Origin of the sequence: Insolitispirillum peregrinum (assembly GCF_900156605.1) — a bacterium.
GTDB classification, from domain to species: domain Bacteria; phylum Pseudomonadota; class Alphaproteobacteria; order Rhodospirillales; family Rhodospirillaceae; genus Insolitispirillum; species Insolitispirillum peregrinum.
In genome coordinates this window covers 37537-58909 of the sequence record NZ_FTOA01000004.1, presented here as the reverse complement: position 1 = coordinate 58909, position 21373 = coordinate 37537, and the positions used below count along the sequence as shown (strand labels likewise).

The following is a 21373-nucleotide window of genomic DNA, read 5'->3' as shown; positions in this document are numbered from 1 at the left end:
GTCAGGCAACAGCCTCGATCTGTGAGCCGTTCGGCATGCCGTCTTCCAGCCATTCGTGCAGGCCAACGACACGGACCACACCCTGTTCGGCCGAGGTCGACAGGTATTCGGCTTCGCTGATCTGCTCGCCCTGCCAGATCAACAGCGGGTGGCCGTTGGACGGGCGGTGCACGATGTGCCAGGTCCCGCGCATGTACACAGTCTCACCCTGCAGGGTCAGCATGCGGCAGCACAGGTCAACGTTCAGGGTGTTGCCGGTAAAGAAACCGGCGGCCAGCGACTGGTTATAGGCTTCTTCCAGGTCTTCGCTGAAGAACGGGCGATAGTTGACACCACAGGCCTCGCGGGCCGACAGGCGGTGCAGGGCGGCGGCGGTGTCGGACAGGGCCATCACCCGCATGTCCATGTCCAGCAGGGCCATATAGCTCGGCGAACGACGGATCAGGGCGAACAGCGGCGCATCGACCATCCCGCGGTCCTTGCGCGCCAGATCATGAATGCGGCGGCGCATTTCGATGTCCGGGCTGACACGGCCAGCTTCCCAGCGCGAGACGGTGGCCTGGCTGATCCCCAAGCTGGCAGCGAATTCCTGCTGGGTGAACCCAAGGGATTCTCGAATATGTCGGATAAGCCGTTCTTGCACGGTCAAGCCCTCGCACTGGGGCAAAGCACCTGCATCGAATAGACAACGGGTCTGACGCAGTAAAACTGGAGTCAGCCTTTTGTATGAGGCCGCAGGTGTTTGCGAACTGTTACGGAAGGGTTGATCCCCGTGCCCGCCACCTCTGTAGCGATGGGGCAACCCTCTGTCCCATTGAGAATAGGTAGCAGGTGAACGTTGATCAATCCCTTTTATGCGGCAGAGTGCACGATCCTGATGGGGCATAGGTATAGTGCGGCTGTATATACTATTTTATGCAAACCCTTGGTGTGGTCATCGACACTTTTGTTTTGTGGTCTTTGTTCCTGTAGGTGTAATACGTTTGGGTCGTGTCGCGCGACCGGTTCGGACCGGGTGCCCAAAGGCGACTCCCGAACCGGATGCTTCCTTTCGGTGGCCTTGTTTTCTGCCAGGCCGCAAGGGTCGTGAGCGTCAAAAAGGGGGAGGAAGGCTGCCTGCGCACACTGGTCTGGAGCCGTGAGCGCAAAAGTGGTTCCGGTTTTGCGCAAAATCACTGCGACAAAACAAAAGATCAGACCAGCGTTCCTGCGTCAGATGACAGTACACGACAAACAGAAAACAAGATCATGGAGCGCTGCTCCACACCTCGCTGGGGCTGGTCGGCCCCAGACCCCATTACTTTGATAGTCAAAGAAAAATGGGGGTTCGGGGCCTCAGGCCCCGGGCAGGTTCGGGCGGCAGCCCGCTCTTGTTTTCAAACTGTCGTGTACCGTGGCGTCAGGTTTAACGCACACTGGTCTAATACTCTTTCTTGTTCTGCCACATGTCCGAGACAAAGCGGACCACGCGGTTGCGTCCGCTTTCCTTGGCCTGATACAGCGCAACGTCAGCAAATTTGACCGCCTGCCAGAAGGTATCACTGTCGCTGGGGAAATCGGCGACACCGATCGAGATGGTCTTTCGCAGGGTGGTGGCCCCGACATGGGTTTCCATCGCTTCGACCGAGGCGCGAATTTTCTCGGCGACCTGATCGGCGGGGTCTCCGACCGTATTCACCAGAATGATCATGAATTCTTCGCCGCCATAGCGAATGACCATGTCCGACGCCCGCACCGCCTGCCGCAACACTTTGGCCAGCGATTTCAGCACCGCATCGCCCGCGTCGTGGCCGTAGGTGTCGTTGACCATCTTGAAATGGTCAAGGTCGAGCATCATCACCGTCAGGCCCATCTGGTTGCGCTGGCTGTTGGCCACCAGGGTTTCGACATATTCCTCGAGGAAGCGACGGTTGTTCAGGCCGGTCATCGGGTCGCGCAGGCTGGACTCGCGCAGCGAGTCCATCAGGCGTTTGGTTTCCAGCACCGGGGCGGTTTCCCGCAGATAGACGTTGATCAGCGGAATCTTGCTGCGCAGGTCCTCCTCGTCTTCGGGGCGGGCAACCAGTTGCAGGACGTTGCCAACCGCGCCGGATTGCATGATCGGCAGGCAGACATGGACCCGGTCGTTGTTGTGGTCGCCAGCCTTGAAGGCGTAACAGATGCCCGGGTTGCTGATGCCATCGACGGGATGGCCGGTACGACGGGCGCGACAGGCTTCGCTGCGGACCATGATCTGCGGGTCACACCAGCGGCAGGCACCTTCCGCCTCGCCATCGACATAGACCGGGACCATCTGGTTCTTGTTCTGGATGATTTCGTAGAGGGAATATTCCTGCAACTGGAATTCTTCCCGCATCACTTCGGCCAGACGGTGGTGAATTTCGCTCTTGGTTTCGTCTTCTTCGATCGCCTGCTTGAAATGGGCGGCACGGGTCAGACCATCAACCATGTCGATGGTGGCTTCCAGCAGGTTGTCGTCGCTGCTGGTGGTGCGGTTGGTCAGGTGGGCGACATTCTTGCCGATCCGGGTCAGGCCCGCGTCCAGAAAGACCAGCAGGCGGTTCATGTCGGTGGCAATCTGCCCCAGTTCATCGTTGGTGGTCTTGCGGACAACGGCCTTGAAATCGCCGCGCAAGGCCCGCTGAACGGCCTCCTCGACATTCTGGGCGGTGGCGGTCACCGGACGGATCATGCGGCGAATGACAAAGAACGCCAGCGAGGAAAACACCATCACGATGCCGACGATGGCAAACACGGTGATTACCGCCTGGAATTTCAGGTTGTCCACCGACATTGACATGGTGACGGCCCCCAGTACGGCCCCTTCGGGGACTTCGTGGCACTGCAGGCAGTTGGGGGTTCCCCTGGCGGTGGCGACAAAGGGAATGGTGCCGCGAAAGGTCGTGCCGTCGTCGCTTTCGATGACTTCGTACTGCGGCTGACCGTTTTGCAGGACGGATTCTTCAATGGTGTCAAATGCGGTTTCACGGCCACCAAGGCCTGGGCCGAACTGTTTGACCACCTGCGGACCACGGATGACGCGGGCCGAAGACAGACCCTGCACTTCCATCAGGCGGGTGAGGAAGCTTTCACGCTTGTCGATCACCCCGTTGATCATCGCTTCGGTCAGATGGACGCGCACGATTTCGGCAGCCGTCCGGATGTGCTCGGTCGACGCATTGATGGAAAATGACCGGAACGCATACAGGTTGATCACCACCAGCATGGAAACCAGGCACACGGCGATGGCCCCGAAAACGATGGAAATCTTTGTGCTTAGACTCATGGTGTTCCCTGTCCCTGATCCAAACGCGACGATTGGCCCCTGTGGCGAAAAACCCCTGCTTGTATCCTCCGGCCATGCCATGTTTGGCGATGGGGGATAGCCCTTTGGGCGCACAGGCCGTATTTTTGTGTCTGTGCGGTGTTCCCAACGGAGAAAATGCAGGTTGCTTCCGCTGAACAGGACACAACCACAGGCCTTTCCGGTTGGTCAATATCCTTTTCAATATAAAGAGTAAGGTTTTCCGGCCCGGCATATGGCCGCCCCTGTAAATGGCAAGAAAAGATGCCTGCCAGATCAAGGACTGCAAAGGGTACTTTAGAATGAATGCTGACAAGTTGCGCAGTCTGGTGGCTGCCTTGCGGGCGCGGACCGTCGCCAACGGGTGCACCGAAGCCGAAGCGGTGGCGGCGGCAGGGAAGCTGGTGGAATTACTCGATCGTTACCATGCCGATTTTCCGCAGGCGCTGGTCGAGACCTCGGCCTGCCAGCGGCTGGAGCTGGCAACCAATAAAAAGCAACGCCAACCGATTGGCCTGTGCCTGCCTGCCATCGCCGCCCTGTTCGATTGCCGGGTGTGGATGGAACGCGATGCCAGCCGCAAAATCACCCACGTCATTCTGGGTCTGCCCGAAAGCCTGGAGGTGGTAGCGACCCTCGAACAGGTGATCCGGCAGGCGCTGGCCGAGGGCTGGGAACAATTCCGGGCCAGCCAGCGATTCATCCGGCAGGGCGATGATGCCAAGGCATCGTTCCAGTTCGGCATGGCAGCGTCGCTGGCAGAGCGGATTCTTGCGGTGGTGGCTGAACGGGAACAAGCGGCTCCGGCGCTGGCTGATGGGCGGGCGCTGGTGGTGGTGCGGCGATCGCTGGTCGATCAGGCGTTTGGTGATCTGGGGCTGACCCTGCGCGAAAGCGATGGTTCGGGGCGGCGTTTCGATGGGGCTTTGTTCACTCAGGGGCAACAGGCTGCCGATCAGGTCGGTATGGCTTTGCCGGGGCAGGAGGCGTTGTTTGAGGAACGATCCCCGCCGAGGAAAAAGGGCAAAAGAAAAACCCCAGGCTTTTGACCTGGGGTTTAACACTGGTGCGCCCGGAAGGACTCGAACCTCCAACCTCTTGATTCGTAGTCAAGTGCTCTATCCAGTTGAGCTACGGGCGCGGAGGGCGTCACCAGTGAGTGACTTTTTTGTCTCAGCGGTGTGTCCCGCCGAGGAGCGTGTTTCTATAGGCTGTTTTGACCTTTGGCAAGGGAAAAATGCACAGGATCAAAACTTTTTTCAGGCGGGCGCTTTTGCAGGGCGAAAGGCGAAAATCTGTGTCAGATCAAAGCCAAAAAGAAAAACCCCAGGCTTTTGACCTGGGGTTTAACACTGGTGCGCCCGGAAGGACTCGAACCTCCAACCTCTTGATTCGTAGTCAAGTGCTCTATCCAGTTGAGCTACGGGCGCAGAGGGCGTCACCAGTGAGTGACTTTTTTGTCTCAGCGGTGTGTCCCGCCGAGGAGCGTGTTTCTAGTGGCTGTTTTGACGGTTGGCAAGAGAAAAATGCACGGGGAGTGAAAAAAAACTCCCCGTGCCCGATTGGCCTTACCACAGGGCCTCGGCAAACGGCAGGAAATCGACCATATCGCCGGGATGCACCTCGGTGGTATCGATGGTGATATCGACCAGCCCGTCGGCCTTGACCATCGACGACAGGACGCCCGAGCCTTGCGAGGCAAAGCGTTGCACGCTGACCTGTCCGCTGGCATCGTCTTCCAGCCAGCAGCGGATGAATTCCTGTCGCCCGGCCTTTTTGCTGAAGGCAAAGGCGGACGGCAGGCGGTACCGGCGCATCGGCGCGGCGGTGCGTCCCTGCAGGCGGTGAATCACCGCCCGCCCGATCAGCATCAGGGAGACCAGCGCGGCCACCGGATTGCCGGGCAGGCCGAGGAACACGGTGTTTCCCAGACTGCCGAGGGCCAGCGGGCGACCGGGTTTGACCGCCAGTCGCCAGAAATGCAGCGTTCCAATGCGCTCGATGGCTTTTTTGACGTGGTCTTCATCGCCCATCGACACCCCGCCCGAGGTCACCACCAGCTGATGGTCGCGGGCCGCCAGCTCCAGTGCGGCGGTGATGCGCTCGGCATTGTCCGGCAGAGAGCCCAGATCGGTGACTGCGCAGCCCAGCATTTGCAGGCAGCCTGCGACCCCAAAGCGGTTGGAATCATAAATCTGGCCGGGTTCCAGTGCTTCGCCGGGGGCCTTCAGCTCGTTGCCGGTCGAAAACAGCGCCACCTTCAGCGGGCGGTAAACGCTCAGGGTCCGATGACCAACCGAGGCCGCCATTGCCAGATCAGGGCCGCGCAGGCGGCGGCCAGCCGACAGAACCACGGTGCCTGCGGCGACATCTTCCCCGGCCAGACGACGGTTGGCTCCGGCCTTTTGATGGGTAGGCAGGGTGACCAGCGTTTTTCCGTTCGGGCCGACGCTGGTCTGGCAGTCTTCCTGCATGGCGACCGTATCGGCGCCGGGCGGCATCGGGGCGCCGGTGAAAATCCGGATCGCGGTTCCGGCCTCCAGCGCGGCACCCGGCGGGTCGCCAGCAGCAATGCGGCGGGCGACCGGGACGGTGGCCTGTCCGGTCTGAATATCGGCAGCGCGATAGGCATAGCCATCCATTGCCGAATTGTCGTGCGGCGGGACCGTGACCTGCGCCACCACATCGGCCGCGACAACGCGCCCCAGAGCCTCGGAGACGGACAGGTCTTCGGTCTGACAGACCGGCCCCAGACGAGTCTGGAGCAGGGCGATGGCGTCAGACAGGGCCAGCAGGGCGTGGTCGTGGGCAAAGCAGTCGTGGGGGGCAGACATTGATGGAACTCCTGGAGCAGTGCGCGCAACATCCCTGCGGCAAAACAAAATCCTCGAGCCTGGGGCTCACGGCTGTGGGGCCGGGTGCCTGGCAGCGCTGTTGGCAGAGCAAAGATGTAGCATTTTCTTTCCGCTAGAGCATTGTACGAAAAGTGGGAACCGGTTTTCGCAAAAACAATGCGACAGAACAAAAAGTTAGACCAGCATGTCCGCGTCAGATTTATCGCACGCTGGTCTAACGCAAAGCAGCCCCCCCCCGGTTTGGAGGAGGCAAACACGCCCTCTGTTTCACGGTTTTTCCGGCGAGTCGGAACGGCTGGGAAACGCAGGGGTAGGATTGTTCTGGTCTGACACAGGCAGGTTTATGGGTAATATTTGATCAAAATATGGATAGATAATTGTAAGATCATGATATTTCACTGCCCCTTTCATGGGCAGCCTGTGGAGGCCGGAGGAAAAGATGCAAAAAGAGTCCGCAAATGACGGATGGGCCTTGGAGGGGCGTGCGGAATCAGGTATTCCTTATTGTGGTTTCTACCATGCACAAAGGTTCTGTTTCCGCTATGAACACCCGGACTTACCGGCCCTCGACTCCGACGCAGTCGGGAATTAGCGCCACCGTTAAGTGGTTCAATGCCACCAAGGGTTTCGGCTTCGTTGCTCCTCAGGATGGCTCCTCGGATGCCTTCCTTCACGTCTCGGTGCTGCAGCGCTTTGGCATGCAGTCCGTGGCGCAGGGTGCGGTGATCGTCTGTGACCTGGAAGCCGGCCCCAAGGGCCCGCAGGTTTCCGCGATTTTCTCGGTCGATCAGGAAAACTCTGTTCCTGAAGAAGAGAACGCGGTGATCGAAGGCGTGGTGAAGTTCTTCAGCGCCGAAAAGGGCTTCGGCTTTGTCACCCCCGATGGTGGTGGCAAGGACGTCTTCATCGGGATCGGTTCACTGAATCGTTCCGGGATTGCCGCCCTGGAAACCGGACAGCGTGTGCGCCTGAACACGCGCATGGGCAAAAAAGGACCGATGGCCGAAGAAGTCGAACTGATCGGCTAACGACCTTGAAGAAAAAGCGGGCGGACAGCAATGTTGCCCGCTTTTTTCTTGTCCTTCCCGATGCCGCTTCCTCTTTTCCTGAGGTGCGGTCTTGTGGGTGTGCCCAAAGCGTCCTGATTTGGCCCGTTTTGCGCTGTCTGGGGCTATGTGCCTTACGGGTGAACGAGCTTTGCCTCCCCGCGAGCGAACGGCATGGGGAGCTGTGTATTTCCACAGATGCATGAGTTTTCCGCAAAGACAATTCTGCGCGGTCTTTTTTTGTTGAAGACCGTCATTCTTCGTTACGTTAAAGAACGATGATGGTATGGATGCCTTGTTAAAGCAGTTTGATATCATTTTATTCCATCGTATTCTTTCCTGTGCTTACCCGATGTTGGTGCAGAGCGAAATATTCCTTCCCGCTATAGACGGGAGTACCAGTCAACGAGGGGCTTCCTTTTGACGGTGCGGCTTAAAAAGGCTGTGCTTTGAAAAGCGAAGCGGGTACTATGCAACCAGAATCTATGATTGAGTTTCGGGATGTGCGATCTGTCTCTGAACGGATGAGCCTGCGGGCAGCCATAAGGGGGGGATCTTCCGGGCTTGGTCGGGATCAGGGAGGCGGCCTCTTTTGCGCGTCAGGCGCAAGGTGGGGGGATCGTACTCTTGGGAGAATGAATGATGGGTCCGGGGGCATGTCCTTGGGCACAGTTGGATCGTCGGGGGCGATGACGCACCGGTCCATGCCGTGTGTCGCTTGCGCCATGGTGGCTGGTTTTCGCAGGTCGCCTTCGGGCTGGACCTTGCGCGGTGGCTGCCTGCCATGTACAGAAAAACAAGGAACAGACACCTGTGGGCCCATGCAACGGGACTGAGTTTCGCCACTCTGTAAAAAAAGGACGGCAACACAATGCTTAAAAAGGTTTTACTCGTGACCGCAGCAGCCGGTCTTTTGTCTGCGTGCGCTGACCGCTGGGATGTGGACGGTGCGCGTTCGATGGCAAATGGCGGAGGCGCTTTCGAGCAAGCCCTGCAAAAAGAATATGCCGACCTCGCTGCTGCTGAACGGGGCCGCTATGACTGGGGTGATGCCGCTTACTTCATCCGCAAGGCGCGCGCCGCCGCCAGCGGTCAAACCGTCCTGCCGACCGCCCTCGAAGAACGTGATCTGGACGACCGCTTCATCGGCGAAGCCACCACCATGCGTGCCGAGCTGATGGAGGTTCTGAACAGCGGTGCCCGCACCACGATGCCGCAGATGGCTGCCCGTGCTCAGGCTGCCGGTTTCGATTGCTTCCTCGAAGAAGCCGAAGAAGGCCATCAGCCCGACGATATCGCCGCCTGCAAGGCGACCTTCGATGCCGCGATGGCTGCCCTGAAGGGCAAGGCCCCCAAGGCAGCGGTCGCGCCGGTGAACGGCCCGTTCGTTGTCTACTTCAAGACCGGCTCGTTCCAGCTGGACGAAACCGCGATGTCCGTCCTGCAGGCTGCGGCGACCGCCTATAAGTCCAACAAGGACGTGGTGGTGGTGGTGTCCGGCTATACCGACACCGCCGGCAATGCCAACACCAACATCCTGCTGTCGCAAAAGCGCGCCGAAGCTGTGGCAACCGCTCTGGCGAAGCTCGGTGTTTCGGCCAGTGCCATGGCTCTGGAAGCCTATGGCGAGGAAAAGCTGAAGGTGAGTACTCCTAACGACCGGCCGGAATCGCAGAACCGCCGCGTGGAAATCACCTTCAAGCCGGAAGGCAAGTAAGGTGTTTCCCGGACTCCGTTCAGGGCTGAGCCGGGGGCTTTGGTAACGGCTCCGGTCTGACGGGGGACTGCAACAGCAAAGGCGGTTGGGCTGCGTGTTTGTGGCTGACCGCCTTTGTCGTTTGTGCTGGTTTAACGCTTGATCAGGTACTTCATGAGCTCTGCAATCTCCCTTTCTCCCACCGCTTCGGTCCCGTCTTCCTTCCGTCGAGGCTCGTATCTGGCGCCTGATCTGGTGGTGCGTGGGCGGATTCAATGCTCGGGGGTGGTCGAGATCGATGGCGCCATGCAGGGCGACATTCAGGCCGAAACGCTGGTGGTGGGGCCGCAAGGGCGGATTTCTGCTGCCATTGATGCCAACACGGCTGTCGTCGGTGGCAAAGTGGATGGAGTGCTGAAATCGCGGGCGGTGACCTTTGCGCAGGGCTGTGACTTCAACGGTGAAGTCCAGTACGAGGCGCTGGGAGTCGAGCCCGAAGCCAGCGTGCAGGGGGTGTTGGTGCCGGTGGTTGGCAGCAATGCCCGTCATCATGTCGGGCAAACCATCCTGCCGGTCGAACGCCCGGTGTCGCGCATGCCGAATGTTACCACCACCCCCGCCGCGCGTGCGGCCTCTGCAGAGGGGCAGGCGGGGGCGGGCCGTGAACGGGCATCCCCCCGGGGCCGGACAATTCTGTGGGTTGTGACGCTGATGGGCGTGCTGTTGGGCGCGGGGCTGGCGGCTCTGGTCGGCGGTACGCCGGGGGTGGTGCAGTGGTGGACGCTGGTCCGCAGTGAACCGCCGGTCGCGGCCCCTGCCAAGCTCCCTGTGGCAGATGAGCCTGTCGGCACAGCCGGTGCGGGGGCTCCGGTTCCGCCGGTCGCCGCATCAGGTGAACCGCCGGTGGATGCCCAGCCCGCCAAGGTGGCTCCTGCTGTTGACAAGCCCGTTGTTGCGGAGAAGCAGATCAGCGCAAAGGCGCAGGCCGATGCCGAAATCGCTGAAAAGGCGACTGCAGCGGCCCGGATAAAGGCCGATGCAGAAGCAAAAGCAAAGGCCGATGCCCTTGCCGAGAAAGCCGCTGCTGCCAAGGCCAAAGCCGAGCTGGAAGCTGCGGCCAAAGCTGAAGCGGCTGCCAAAGCTGAAGCAAAAGCCATAGCCGAGGCCGAAGCGGCTGCCGCCGCCAAAGCCAAAGCCGAAGCCGAAGCCGCTGCAGCTGCCGAGAAGGCGCGGGCGACGGCAGAGGGCGATGAGACTACAGGGCACAAGGGGGCTTCGGCAACGGACGGTGAGAGCGAAAAGTCCAAGGAGTCGGCGAAGCGCAGTACGAACAAAAAAGATGCGGCTGCGGCCTCTTCTGAGGGCGGTTGTTCCTGGGTCCTGCAGTGCGAAGGGCCGGGTAACAACAAGTGTGTTTCCGTTCGTCAGTGCGCGGGAGACTAGAGCATTGTGCGTTGAACCTGACGCCACAGGACACGACAGTTGGTGGAAAAGAATGGGCTATCGCCCAGACCCATTCGGGGCCTGAGGCCCCGACCATTCACCTGGGGGCGATGCCCCCGGGCCCCCATCTTTTCTTTTATAATCAAATGAATGGGGTCTGGGGCCTAACGGCCCCAGCGAGGTGTGGAGCAGCGCTCCACGGCCCTGTTTTCTGTGTGTCGTGTACTGTGATGTGAACCCACAGTACACGACAGGTGAGGAGCAAATGAGGGAGGGTGCCCTCATTGCAAGACTTCAGGATCAGGCGAGGGCTTCGCCGTTGATGGCCTTGTCCAGCAGGGCAACGGATTCGGTGACCCCGAACAGGGCAAAGAAGCTGCCCATGCGCGGCCCCTGTTCCTGACCCAGCAGGATTTCATACTGCGCCTTGAACCAGTCGCGCAGCGACGGGAAGGTGGCTTCGTGGGCCTTGCCGATGGCATAGACGATGTTCTGCAGGGTTTCGGCGTCGGCATCCGGGCCAGCCTTGGCCAGCTCGGCGCGCAGCTCGCCGAGGGCAACCTTTTCGGCTTCGGTGGCCGGACGGAACACCTTTGACGGCTTCACGAAGTCTTCGTAGTAGACGATCGCGTAGCGCACCAGCTTGTCGAGGATCGGGTTGGCTTCGGGGGTGGCGGTCGGAGCATAGCGGCTGATGTAATGCCACAGCACCGCCGGGTCGTCCGAATGGCAGACACCGACCAGATTCAGCAGGATCGAGAAGGTCAGCGGAGTCTTTTCCGCCGGAATCTTGCCCGCGTGGATATGCCAGGCCGGATTGTCGAACAGCGCCTTGCCGGTCTGTTCGGCACCCTTTTCGGCAAACGACAGGTATTCGTCGGTGGCCTTGGGGATCACGTCAAAATACAGGCGCTTGGCGGCCTTGGGCTTTTGGTACATGAACAGGGCCAGGCTTTCGGCCGGGGCGTACTTCAGCCACTCTTCGACCGACAGGCCGTTGCCCTTCGACTTGCTGATCTTCTGGCCCTGATTGTCGAGAAACAGTTCATAGGTCAGGTTCATCGGCGGGGTGCCGCCCAGAATCCGGCAGATCTTCGACGACAGTTCGACGGACGGGATCAGGTCCTTGCCGGACATTTCGTAATCGACGCCCAGCGCATACCAGCGGGTGCCCCAGTCGGCCTTCCACTGCAGCTTGCACGCCCCGCCGGTGACCGGCACGGTGATGTAGTCGCCGGTTTCCGGGTCTTCATAGACGATCGAGCCGCTGGCGAGGTCGCGCTCAACGACCTTGGCCTGCAGCACCTGCCCGGTGCGCGGACACAGCGGCATGAACGGCGAATAGGTCTGGCGGCGCTCTTCGCCCAGGGTGGGGAGCACGACGTTGCAAACATCGTCATAGCATTCCAGAACGCGCAGCAGGGCCTTGTCAAAGGCACCGCTGGTGTAGCACTCGGTGGCCGAGCGGAATTCGTACTGGAAGCCGAACGAGTCAAGGAAGCCTTGCAGGCGGGCATTGTTGTGCTCGCCAAAGCTGTTGTGGGTGCCGAACGGGTCGGGGACGCGGGTCAGCGGCTTGCCGAGGTGGGCACCGACCAGCTCCTTGTTCGGGATGTTGTCCGGCACCTTGCGCAGGCCGTCCATGTCATCGGAAAAGGCAAACAGGCGGGTCGGAATGTCCGGAGCAATCAGCTCCAGCGCCCGGCGCACCCAGCTGGTGCGGGCGACTTCGCCAAAGGTGCCGATGTGCGGCAGGCCCGACGGGCCATAGCCGGTTTCAAACAACACATAGCCCTTGTCCGGCGTTTTGCCTTTCAGGCGCTTGTCCAGCAGCTCTTTGGCTTCCTGAAAGGGCCAGGCAGAGGACTCGCGGGCGAAGGCAATCAGATCGTCGGACATGATGGGACTCGTGGGTTGAGAACGAAAGACAAAAGGGAGCAGACCTTAAAGCATTTCCCGCCAAAACTTAAGCGGCTTTCGGAGGTCAATGGTGATTGCCATCGGCGGGGGGCCAACCTGTCGGTGATTTGGCCTCCTTTGAACAGAGGACTTTTGGGTCCGATCTCTGCCCAGACCTATACCTTTGTCTAGTTTGTGACTGAAAGGTTGCTATTCCGAAAGGGAAGTGTGTCGGTTTTATGTTGTCATCCCTTCTTGTTTCAGGGGATTATCCGCAAACATAACCAAAAGTGCATGCGTGCACCAAAGGGCATCTGGCTGCGCTGGCAGTGTCGAGGGATGTCAAAAAAGCAAAGGCTGATGTTGTGAGCGATCTTGAGCTGAACGAGCTGAACCGGGTCCGTAATTTTCTGTGGACTCCGGAAGATGCGGCGAATCTTGCCCCCTTGTACAAGGTTGCCGAAGGGTGCCTTGGGCCGTTGGTGGATCACTTTTATGCGACGTTGCAGCAAACCCCGGAGCTGGCCAAGGTGCTGGGGGACAGCAGCCGCATCCCGCAGCTGAAAAAGACGCAGGCCTCTCACTGGCTGGGCCTGCTGCGCGATGGCCCGAATGATGCCTATCAGCAACGGGCGTTGCGGGTCGGGGCTGCCCATGCGCGGATCGGCCTGTCGCCTGCGTGGTACCTGTCGACCTATTCGCTGATCCTGAACGGGTTCAGCAAGGCGGTGATCGAACGCTACTGGTGGAAATCGAATCGTCTGCAAGGCCTGCTGAGCACCCTCAACCGGTTGGTGTTCAATGATATGGCGCTGGCCCTGTCGGCCTATGAAACCGACCATGACGGCATCACCGCCGATATCCGTCACCGTGAACAGTCGGTGGGCAATCTGCGGCAGTTGTCGGCAACCATCATCAGCATGAACGATGCCACGGCCAGTTTGGCCGAGCTGGTGCGCAATTCCCATCTGGTGGCGGAATCAGGGGATTCGATTGCCCGCTCGGCGCAAGAGATGGTCAACGCGGTCGAAGACATTTCACGCAACAGTCAGGCTGCTGCCGTTGATGCCGAAGAAGCCCACATGGTGGTCACCGACGGCACCAACAACGCCGAAGCGGCTCGCAAGGCGATCACCCTGATTTCCGACGCGGTGGCTGATACGGCAGGCAGCGTTGATGATCTGGCGATGGCGTCTGAGCAGATCGGCCAGATTCTGGCGGTGATCGAGAACATCGCCAACCAGACCAACCTGCTGGCGCTGAATGCGACCATCGAAGCCGCCCGGGCGGGGGAAGCCGGCAAGGGCTTTGCGGTGGTGGCCAACGAGGTGAAAAACCTCGCCAACCAGACCAGCAAATCGACCGAAGACATTGCGCAAAAGATCGACGCCCTGCGGCGCGGGATGGACTCGATCCGTCAGACCATGAACCGCTCGCAGGACGCGGTGCAAAGCGGCGAACGGGCCATTGATGCCACGGTTGAGAAAATCAACCAGATGTCGAGCCAGATTACCAACGTCGCGGCCAAGATTCAGGAAATTTCCTACATCCTGCACCAACAACAGGATGCCAGCGAAGTGATCGCCGGGCGGATTGGTTCGGTGGCCGATATGGCGAGCGCAAACAATACGCTGGTGCGCACGGTGTCGCATGCCATCCAGACCAGCAACACACACATCTCCAACAGTGCCACCCAATGGTTCCATGACGGGTCCAGCCGGGGCCTGTGCGAACTGGCAAAGATCGACCATGTGCTGTTCAAAAAGCGGGTGGTTGACGTGCTGATGGGGGATGGTGAATGGCATTCCCACGAGGTTCCCGACGACCATCAGTGCCGGTTGGGCAAATGGTACGACACGGTCAAGGATCCCCGCCTGACCGGCAATCCGCACTTCCGTCGCCTGGAAGTCCCGCACGAGGTGGTGCATGCCAGTGCAAAGGCGGCGCTGGATGCCTATTACCGGCAGGATATGGATGGTGCCCTGGTCCACCTGCGCGAAATGAACGAAGCCAGCAGCAATGTCCTGAGCATTCTGGACGAGCTGTCGCGTTCGATCGACAAGACCGACGCCAATACGCTGGCGGCGCAGTAGAGCATTGTGCGAAAAGTGGGAACCGGTTTTCGCAACAACAATGCGGCAGAACAAAAGGCCAGACCAGCGTGCCTGCGTCCGATCACAGTACACGACAAACAGAAAACAGGGTCATGGAGCGCTGCTCCAAACCTCGCTGGGGCCTTGAGGCCCCAGACCCCATTGACTTGATATTGAAAGAAAAAATGGGGGTTCGGGGCCTCAGGCCCCGAATGGGTTTGGGCGATAGCCCATTCTTTTCCACCAACTGTCGTGTACTGTGGTGTCAGATTTAACGCACGCTGGTCTAAACGGGTTCCGGCAACACCGTCTTCAGGATTCGGTCGGTGGTTCCGGCCAGATGGATTTACCGGAACCCGGCAGGCCCAGCTTGTGCCATTTGGCATTGACCGTCTCGATCACGCTGCGGTCCATGGCCAGCTTTTCACCCCATTCGCGGTGAGTCTCCGGTGGCCACTTGTTGGTGGCATCCAGCCCGACCTTGCCGCCCAGACCGCTTTCCGGGCTGGCAAAATCGAGGTAATCAATCGGGGTGCCTTCGATCATGGTGATGTCGCGCACCGGGTCCATGCGGGTGGAAACGGCCCACATGACGTCTTTCCAGTCGCGGCAGTTGATGTCGTCATCCACCACGATCACGAACTTGGTGTACATGAACTGGCGCAGGAACGACCACACCCCCATCATCACCCGCTTGGCGTGGCCGGGGTAGGCCTTCTTCATGCTGACCACCGCGATGCGATAGGAACAGCCTTCGGGCGGCAGCCAGAAGTCAACGATTTCGGGGAACTGCTGGGTCAGCAGCGGGATGAACACTTCGTTCAGCCCCTCGCCCAGCACGCTTGGCTCATCGGGCGGACGGCCGGTGAAGGTTGACAGGTAAATCGGCTTTTTGCGCATGGTGATGGCGGAAATGCGGAACACCGGGAACGGCTCGACCGAATTGTAATAGCCGGTGTGGTCGCCATAGGGGCCTTCGTCGCCGAACTCGTCGAGCATGACGTGGCCTTCCAGCACGATTTCAGCCTGCGCCGGAACCTTCAGCGGCACGGTCTTGCAATCGACCAGTTCGACCTTCTTGCCGCGCAGCAAACCGGCGAACTGGTATTCCGACAAGGTGTCGGGAACCGGAGTGACGGCAGCCAGAATCGTGCCGGGATCGGCCCCCAGCACCACGGCGGCGGGCATGGCGGTGCCGTGGTCTTTGGCCCAGCGGCGGTAATGCTGGGCACCGCCGCGATGCTTCAGCCAGCGCATCAGGGTGGTATTCCTGCCAGTGACCTGCATACGGTAGATGCCAAGGTTGAAGCCGTCTTCCTTGCCCTTGCCAGGGCCTTTGGTCACCACCAGCGGCCAGGTGATCAGCGGTGCCGGTTCGCCCGGCCAGCATTGCTGGATCGGCAGGCGGGACAGGTCGATCTGGTCACCGGTCAGCACCACTTCCTGACAGGGGGCGCTGCTGATGGTCTTGGGCTTCATCGACAGCACGGTCTTGATCAGCGGCAGCATTTCCCAGGCATCGCGCAAACCGGCTGGCGGTTCGGGCTGCTTGAGGAAGGCCAGCGTCTCGCCGACGCCGCGCAACTGGTGCGGTTCGCGGTCCATCCCCCAGGCGACCCGCTCGACGGTGCCGAACAGGTTGACCAGCACCGGCATGCCATAGGGCGTCCCGTCGGCACGGACCGGGTTTTCAAACAGGACTGCCGGACCCTTTTCGGCCAGCAGGCGGGTCTGGATTTCGGTCATTTCCAGATCGGTGCAGACCGGTTCCTTGACGCGGACCAGACGGCCCTCGCGCTCCAGTCGCTCCATAAAGTCCCGCAGGGAAGCATAGGGCATGGAAAAGTACCTTCATTGCATCATGATGGGCGGTGTTATACCGCCGGGGTCGGGGCGGTGCCAAGGTGGGTTGCGGCAAACGGTGTGACCGCGGCGACCAGCTCGGCCCAGCGGGCGGCTCCGCGCTCTTCATACAGCAGGGGGCCGGGATGCGGGCGATCCTGAATCCGCTCCAGCGAGACCGGTTGCAGGTCCTGCGTTCCCTGAACCAGCAGGTGCAGGCCGACAAACGGCAGCAACCCGAGCCAGCTTTTCCATTGCGAGGGATAACCGCAGCACAGGCGCAGATAGCGCAGGCGGCTGGCCCATGGCAGGCGGGTCCGGTCGCAAGGGCCGTTGGCGGCCAGCGGGGCCAGCACCCGGAACAGCCCGTGACGCAGGCCTGCGCCATGATAGAGGGCAAACTGTCGGGTCCGGGGCAGCAGGTCGAGGGAGTGGGCGACGGCCAGCCCCAGCAGGTGGGCGGCATCATGATCCTGATGGCCGCCTTCCCAGGCGTGGATCAGCAGGCGGGCAACGGGAGCCTGACAGGCCAGCAGGCACTGCTGTACGGCGGCGAAGGCAGCGGGCAGGTGCCCGGCAAGGCCACCATCGGGCAGACGCTCGCTGATGCCGGGGAAATGGATGTCCTCTGCGGCGACGCCCAGCGACAGCAGCACCCGGCGGCTTTCGTCACAGCGGGCCTGCGGGCTGGCGCGTCCGCCGCCGCCATCGGTCAGGTACAGGCAAACCGGGCGCAGTCCATCGGCGCGGGCGGCTTCGATGGCGGCAAAGCAGCCGAATTCATCATCCTGATGGGCAAACAGAAAAACGGCCAGGGGTGGCACGGGCATGGCAGCCTCAGAACGCATCAAAATCAAGGAAACCGAGCAGGGTTGACCCCGGGTCCAGGGTCTCGGGACCAGCCCCCAGACGGCGATAGATCAGATTCAGCGGCGATGGTTTCAAGACTGCCGGAAGGGGGACAAAGCGACCATAGGCCGCCAGCGCCGGAGGCATCAGCCCAAGAAACACCCGCAGGCCCAGCGGACTGCGGGAGGACGGCAGGTCGGGACCATGGTCAGGCTGCTCCAGCCAGCTTTCACCATAGGCGACCACGCCGGGGCGGCCAGTGCGGGCGGTAAAGCCCCACTGCTGTCCGTTCAGGTGGCGGGCCTGTACCGGGTTGAGGGGATTGCTCATCCGCCAGCGCAACGACGCGGCTGTCCAGCGGCGACGGAACATGCTGCTGGCGCAGACGTCGGGCCATGCGCGCTTGTGCGAGACACCGCCGATGCCGATCCGGGCTTCCAGCGGGGCGACGGCCTGAAACGCCAGCTTGCGCAAAAAGCCGGGGGTACTGTTGGCATTGGCAACGCCATAGACGGCGGCATAGCCATCGGCGGTCGCCATCTCATAGGTGGCCTGGGCCAGACGGGTGAACAACCCTTGTCCCTGCCATGCCGGATGGGTGGCGGTGTTCAGCGACAGCAGGCACCGGCAGGGGATGCCAGCCAGCATCGTTTCCACCGGCACGCACACATAATGCGCGGCCAGTGTATCACCGGCCCAGGCGTCAAAGCCGACCACCGGGCCGGAGGGATTTTCCGCGTACAGCCAGTTGAGATAGGCCGGATTGGCGATGGCGGCACCGGGAAAGCAGGTGCGGAACAGGCTGGCATAGGCGGGCAATGTCGTTGGCGAGGCCAGCGAGGGGCGCAGGGTCAGGCCGGGGCCGTCAGGGCGGCGAAGAAAGGCTGACGATGGCATGATGCTCCTTGCTCCTTGCTCCGGGCGCACTGCTCCGGGCGGACTGCTCCGGGCGGACTGCTCCGGGGATCTGTCTGACGGGAAAAGAGACGACTTCCCTGCACCATACGCTGTTTCCCGGGGCTGTCGCCAGCGGCTTTTCCCGCCGGAGTGCGGGGGAGTGACAGGCATATGGGTCTTTTTATGCAATCCCAGTATTCAGGTTGGTCTTGCGGTCTTCTGCCAATAGTGTAGAACGTCGCGGGAGGCCGATACTTGTGACATCCTGGACATATTCATCGGCGTGACCAATTTCTTGCGTCCCCTTTTTAGGGGGGAGTGTTAGACTGCCTCCAAGTCTGTCCCATCCGGCCGGGTCTGTCTGTAGGCCAACGGGAACGGTATCAAGGCTTGCCAGAGGGGATGCAACCGTGGATGCGACCATGACCGAACACACAGATTCATCTTCTCAGGTTCACTCGGCAGCCGGAGTCGCTTCGGCAGACCTGCAGCGCCTGATCGAAGTCGGCATTGCCCTGTCAGCCGAACGCAACCACGACCGGCTGACCGAGCTGATTTTGCTGGAAGCCAAAGCTTTTGCCAACGCCGATGGCGGGACGCTGTATCTGGTCAGCGACGACGGGCGGTCGCTGGCGTTCAAGATCCTGCGCAATGACACCCTGAAAACGGCGATGGGCGGGACCACCGGCACGGCGATCCCCTTTCCGGCCCTGCCGCTTTATAATCCACAGACCGGCGAACCGAACCACAACAACGTGGCGACCCATGTGGCGCTGAACGGGCAGTCGATCAATATCGAGGATGCCTATACCGCGCAGGGGTTCGACTTTTCGGGCACCAAGAAGTTTGATGCCGGCACCGGCTATCGCTCCAAATCATTCCTGACCATTCCGCTGAAGAATACTCACGACGAAGTGATCGGGGTTCTGCAGCTGATCAATGCCCAGAACGACAGCGGCGAAGTGATCGCCTTTTCTTCGACCGTTCAGCCGCTGGTCGAGGCTCTGGCCAGTCAGGCGGCGGTGGCCATTGACAACCAGCGCCTGCTGCAGGCGCAGCGCGACCTGATGGACAGCTTCATCAAGGTGCTGGCGCGGGCCATTGACGCCAAGTCCCCCTACACCGGCGGCCATTGCGAACGGGTGCCGGTGATTGCCAAAATGCTGGCCAGGGCGGCGTGTGAGCAGACCGAGGGTCCGTTTGCCGACTATCAGTTGTCGGAAGACGACTGGTATGAACTGCATCTGGCGGCATGGTTGCATGATTGCGGCAAGGTGACGACGCCGGAATATGTGGTCGACAAGGCGACCAAGCTGGAAACGATCTATGACCGCATCCACGAAGTGCGGACCCGGTTCGAGGTGATGCGCCGGGATGCCGAGATCGCCATGCTGCGCCGCCAGTTGGCTGGCGAAGATGCCGCCCTGTGCGAGCAGGATTTTGCCGAACAGGTGGCGGCGCTGGAAGCGGACTTTGCCTTTATTGCCGAAAGCAATATTGGCGGCGAATTCATGGCCCCCGACAAGGTGGAGCGCTGCAAGCAGATCGCCGAGCGGACCTGGACCCGTTACTTTGACCGCACCCTCGGACTGTCGTGGGAAGAAACCCAGCGTCTGCAGGCCGCACCGCCGCCGCCCGCGCCTGCGGTGGAAAAGCTGCTGGAAGACCGCGCCGAACACATCGTTGGCGTCTATAACCGTGGCGAGTTGTACAACATGTGCATCCAGCGCGGCACGCTGACCAACGAAGAGCGCAAGGTGATCAACGATCACATCGTGCTGACCCAGGAAATGCTGCGGCAGTTGCCGTTCCCCAAGAGCCTGAAGCGCATTCCGGCCATTGCGGGAAACCACCACGAAAAGATCGACGGCACCGGCTATCCGCATGGCCTGACCGGTGACCAGATGACGGTGTCGGACAAGATCATGGCCATTGCCGACGTGTTCGAGGCCTTGACCGCCGCCGACCGGCCCTATAAGACCCCCAAGAAGGTATCCGAGTGCGTCAAGATCCTGAACTTCATGAAGAAGGATCGCCACATTGACGCCGACCTGTTTGAATTGTTCCTGACCTCGGGGGTCCATGACGAGTATGCCCAGTCGTACCTGCGGCCTGATCAGTGCGATACGGTGGATGTCGGCCAGTATGTCGCGCCCCGTCCTGTGGCTCCGCCCCTGTCCTGAGGCCGGTTCGCCGGGGGAGGCTGGCCGGTGAGCGGGCGTCCCGATGAGGATGATTTCGAGGATGATCTCGACGAGGTTGGGGATGAAGACGACGGTGTAACCGTCACCTCCCCGGCCCCAGTGCCGTCAATGCCGGTCAGCCGCTATCCGCGCGGACCGCAGCCTGCGGTTCTGGCGGTGGTGGTGCGTGAGGAACGGCTGTTGCTGGTTCAGCGCAAAAATCCCCCCGATGCCGGATGCTGGGGCTTTCCCGGTGGTCGCCTGATGCTGGGCGAGACGCTGGCCGCCGGAGCGGTGCGGGAACTGCGCGAAGAAACCGCCGTCGAGGCGGTGGCCCGCCATGGCACACTCCCCGCCGCCTTTGCCAGTCTGGACGTCATCGAACGCGACATCGTCGGGGCGGTTCGCTATCACTTTGTGCTGACAGCGGTGCTGTGTCAGTGGCAAAGCGGCGATGGCGTTGCCGGAGATGATGCCGCCGACTGTGCCTGGCGGACCTTGCCCGAAATCCTTGCCCTTGATCAGGCCGGACAGACCAGCGCCCATGTGGCGGATCTGGCCCGGATGGCGCTGGCCATAGACCGCCGCCTGCCCGATGCCGAGGCCTCCCTTTGACGTGTGGATACCGCCCCGATGCAGTCCTATAGCCGAGACCCTGCCGATATTTACCGCCAGTCGTTCGCCATTATTCGTGCCGAGGCCGATCTGGCGCGCATTCCTGCCGATCTGGAAAAGGTGGCGGTGCGGGTGGCCCATGCCTGTGGCATGCCCGACGTGATTGACGATCTGCGCTTTTCCCCGGCGGCGGGCAACGCCGGGCGGGCAGCGCTGGCGGCGGGGGCGGCCCTGCTGTGTGATTGCGAGATGGTCAGCCACGGCATCACCCGCGCCCGCCTGCCTGCGGCCAATCCGGTGCTGTGTACCCTGAATGATCCGCAGGTCCGCCCGTTGGCGGCCCGACTGGATACCACCCGCTCGGCGGCGGCGGTTGAACTGTGGCGGCCCCATCTGGACGGCGCGGTGGTGGTGATCGGTAATGCCCCGACCTGCCTGTTTCACCTGTTGAGCCTGATTGATCAGGGGGGACCGCGTCCGGCGCTGATCATCGGCTTTCCGGTTGGCTATGTCGGGGCGGTGGAATCCAAGGACGAGCTGATTGCCAACAGCCGTGGCGTGCCCTTTATAGCCCTGCACGGACGGCGTGGCGGCAGTGCCATGGCCGCTGCGGTGGTCAATGCGCTGGCACAGGAACAGGAAGCGTAACCG

The 21373-nt window shown here is 61.1% G+C and carries 15 protein-coding genes and 2 tRNA genes; 8 read left to right on the top strand and 9 right to left on the bottom strand.

The genetic code is table 11. The annotated features are described in order from the left end of the window. Position 1 precedes the first annotated feature (1 nt). Positions 2-886, bottom strand: coding sequence for a helix-turn-helix domain-containing protein (locus tag BW995_RS21235; protein ID WP_084194780.1), 885 nt, complete (start codon positions 884-886; stop codon positions 2-4). Between the two features lie 534 nt (positions 887-1420). Next, positions 1421-3286, bottom strand: a complete 1866-nt coding sequence (locus BW995_RS11265; RefSeq protein ID WP_076400510.1) for a GGDEF domain-containing protein — start codon at positions 3284-3286, stop codon at positions 1421-1423. Between the two features lie 320 nt (positions 3287-3606). Between BW995_RS11265 and BW995_RS11260 the strand changes: the two genes are divergently transcribed. Further along, positions 3607-4353 (top strand): DUF7168 domain-containing protein, encoded by a 747-nt coding sequence (locus BW995_RS11260; protein WP_076400509.1) that lies wholly within the window; start codon positions 3607-3609, stop codon positions 4351-4353. Between the two features lie 15 nt (positions 4354-4368). Here the strand turns inward: BW995_RS11260 and BW995_RS11255 are convergent. The 3 genes from BW995_RS11255 to moeA form a co-directional block, all read right to left on the bottom strand. Next, positions 4369-4445: transfer RNA gene (locus BW995_RS11255), tRNA-Arg, on the bottom strand. A 212-nt stretch (positions 4446-4657) separates the two neighbouring features. Continuing rightward, positions 4658-4734: transfer RNA gene (locus BW995_RS11250), tRNA-Arg, on the bottom strand. 138 nt (positions 4735-4872) lie between these two features. Further along, positions 4873-6138 (bottom strand): molybdopterin molybdotransferase MoeA, encoded by a 1266-nt coding sequence (moeA, locus tag BW995_RS11245; RefSeq protein ID WP_076400508.1) that lies wholly within the window; start codon positions 6136-6138, stop codon positions 4873-4875. Between the two features lie 563 nt (positions 6139-6701). Here moeA and BW995_RS11240 point away from each other — a divergent pair. From BW995_RS11240 to BW995_RS11230, 3 genes are all read left to right on the top strand, one after another. Continuing rightward, the gene (locus BW995_RS11240; protein ID WP_076400507.1) at positions 6702-7187 is read left to right on the top strand and encodes a cold-shock protein; all 486 of its coding nucleotides are present in this window, start codon (positions 6702-6704) and stop codon (positions 7185-7187) included. 976 nt (positions 7188-8163) lie between these two features. Then, complete coding sequence (locus BW995_RS11235; RefSeq protein WP_175617054.1) at positions 8164-8922, top strand: OmpA family protein; 759 nt, start codon at positions 8164-8166, stop codon at positions 8920-8922. Positions 8923-9075: 153 nt separating this feature from the next. Beyond that, on the top strand, positions 9076-10344 hold the full coding sequence (locus BW995_RS11230) for a bactofilin family protein (RefSeq protein ID WP_076400505.1): 1269 nt from the start codon (positions 9076-9078) through the stop codon (positions 10342-10344). A 300-nt stretch (positions 10345-10644) separates the two neighbouring features. Here BW995_RS11230 and BW995_RS11225 read toward each other — a convergent pair whose 3' ends face one another. Next, complete coding sequence (locus tag BW995_RS11225; protein WP_076400504.1) at positions 10645-12243, bottom strand: lysine--tRNA ligase; 1599 nt, start codon at positions 12241-12243, stop codon at positions 10645-10647. A 365-nt stretch (positions 12244-12608) separates the two neighbouring features. Here BW995_RS11225 and BW995_RS11220 point away from each other — a divergent pair, with 365 nt between their 5' ends. Further along, on the top strand, positions 12609-14336 hold the full coding sequence (locus tag BW995_RS11220) for a methyl-accepting chemotaxis protein (RefSeq protein ID WP_175617053.1): 1728 nt from the start codon (positions 12609-12611) through the stop codon (positions 14334-14336). 312 nt (positions 14337-14648) lie between these two features. Here BW995_RS11220 and BW995_RS11215 read toward each other — a convergent pair whose 3' ends face one another. From BW995_RS11215 to BW995_RS11205, 3 genes are read right to left on the bottom strand one after another with little or no spacing between them, the layout of a single operon-like run. Next, positions 14649-16175, bottom strand: coding sequence for a UbiD family decarboxylase (locus BW995_RS11215; protein ID WP_076400502.1), 1527 nt, complete (start codon positions 16173-16175; stop codon positions 14649-14651). 35 nt (positions 16176-16210) lie between these two features. Continuing rightward, positions 16211-17008: a PIG-L deacetylase family protein gene (locus BW995_RS11210; protein ID WP_076400906.1), complete on the bottom strand. Its 798-nt coding sequence runs from the start codon at positions 17006-17008 to the stop codon at positions 16211-16213. A gap of 7 nt (positions 17009-17015) precedes the next feature. Beyond that, entirely contained in the window at positions 17016-17924 is a 909-nt protein-coding gene (locus BW995_RS11205; protein ID WP_084194779.1) for a GNAT family N-acetyltransferase, read from the bottom strand. 422 nt (positions 17925-18346) lie between these two features. Between BW995_RS11205 and BW995_RS11200 the strand changes: the two genes are divergently transcribed. Genes BW995_RS11200 through BW995_RS11190 form a run of 3 tightly spaced genes read left to right on the top strand, consistent with a single transcriptional unit; the run spans position 18347 to position 21370 of the window. Then, positions 18347-20107, top strand: coding sequence for an HD family phosphohydrolase (locus tag BW995_RS11200; RefSeq protein ID WP_084194832.1), 1761 nt, complete (start codon positions 18347-18349; stop codon positions 20105-20107). A gap of 27 nt (positions 20108-20134) precedes the next feature. Next, positions 20135-20722, top strand: coding sequence for an NUDIX hydrolase (locus BW995_RS11195; RefSeq protein WP_245821419.1), 588 nt, complete (start codon positions 20135-20137; stop codon positions 20720-20722). An 18-nt stretch (positions 20723-20740) separates the two neighbouring features. Then, the gene (locus BW995_RS11190; RefSeq protein WP_076400501.1) at positions 20741-21370 is read left to right on the top strand and encodes a precorrin-8X methylmutase; all 630 of its coding nucleotides are present in this window, start codon (positions 20741-20743) and stop codon (positions 21368-21370) included. Positions 21371-21373: the final 3 nt, after the last annotated feature.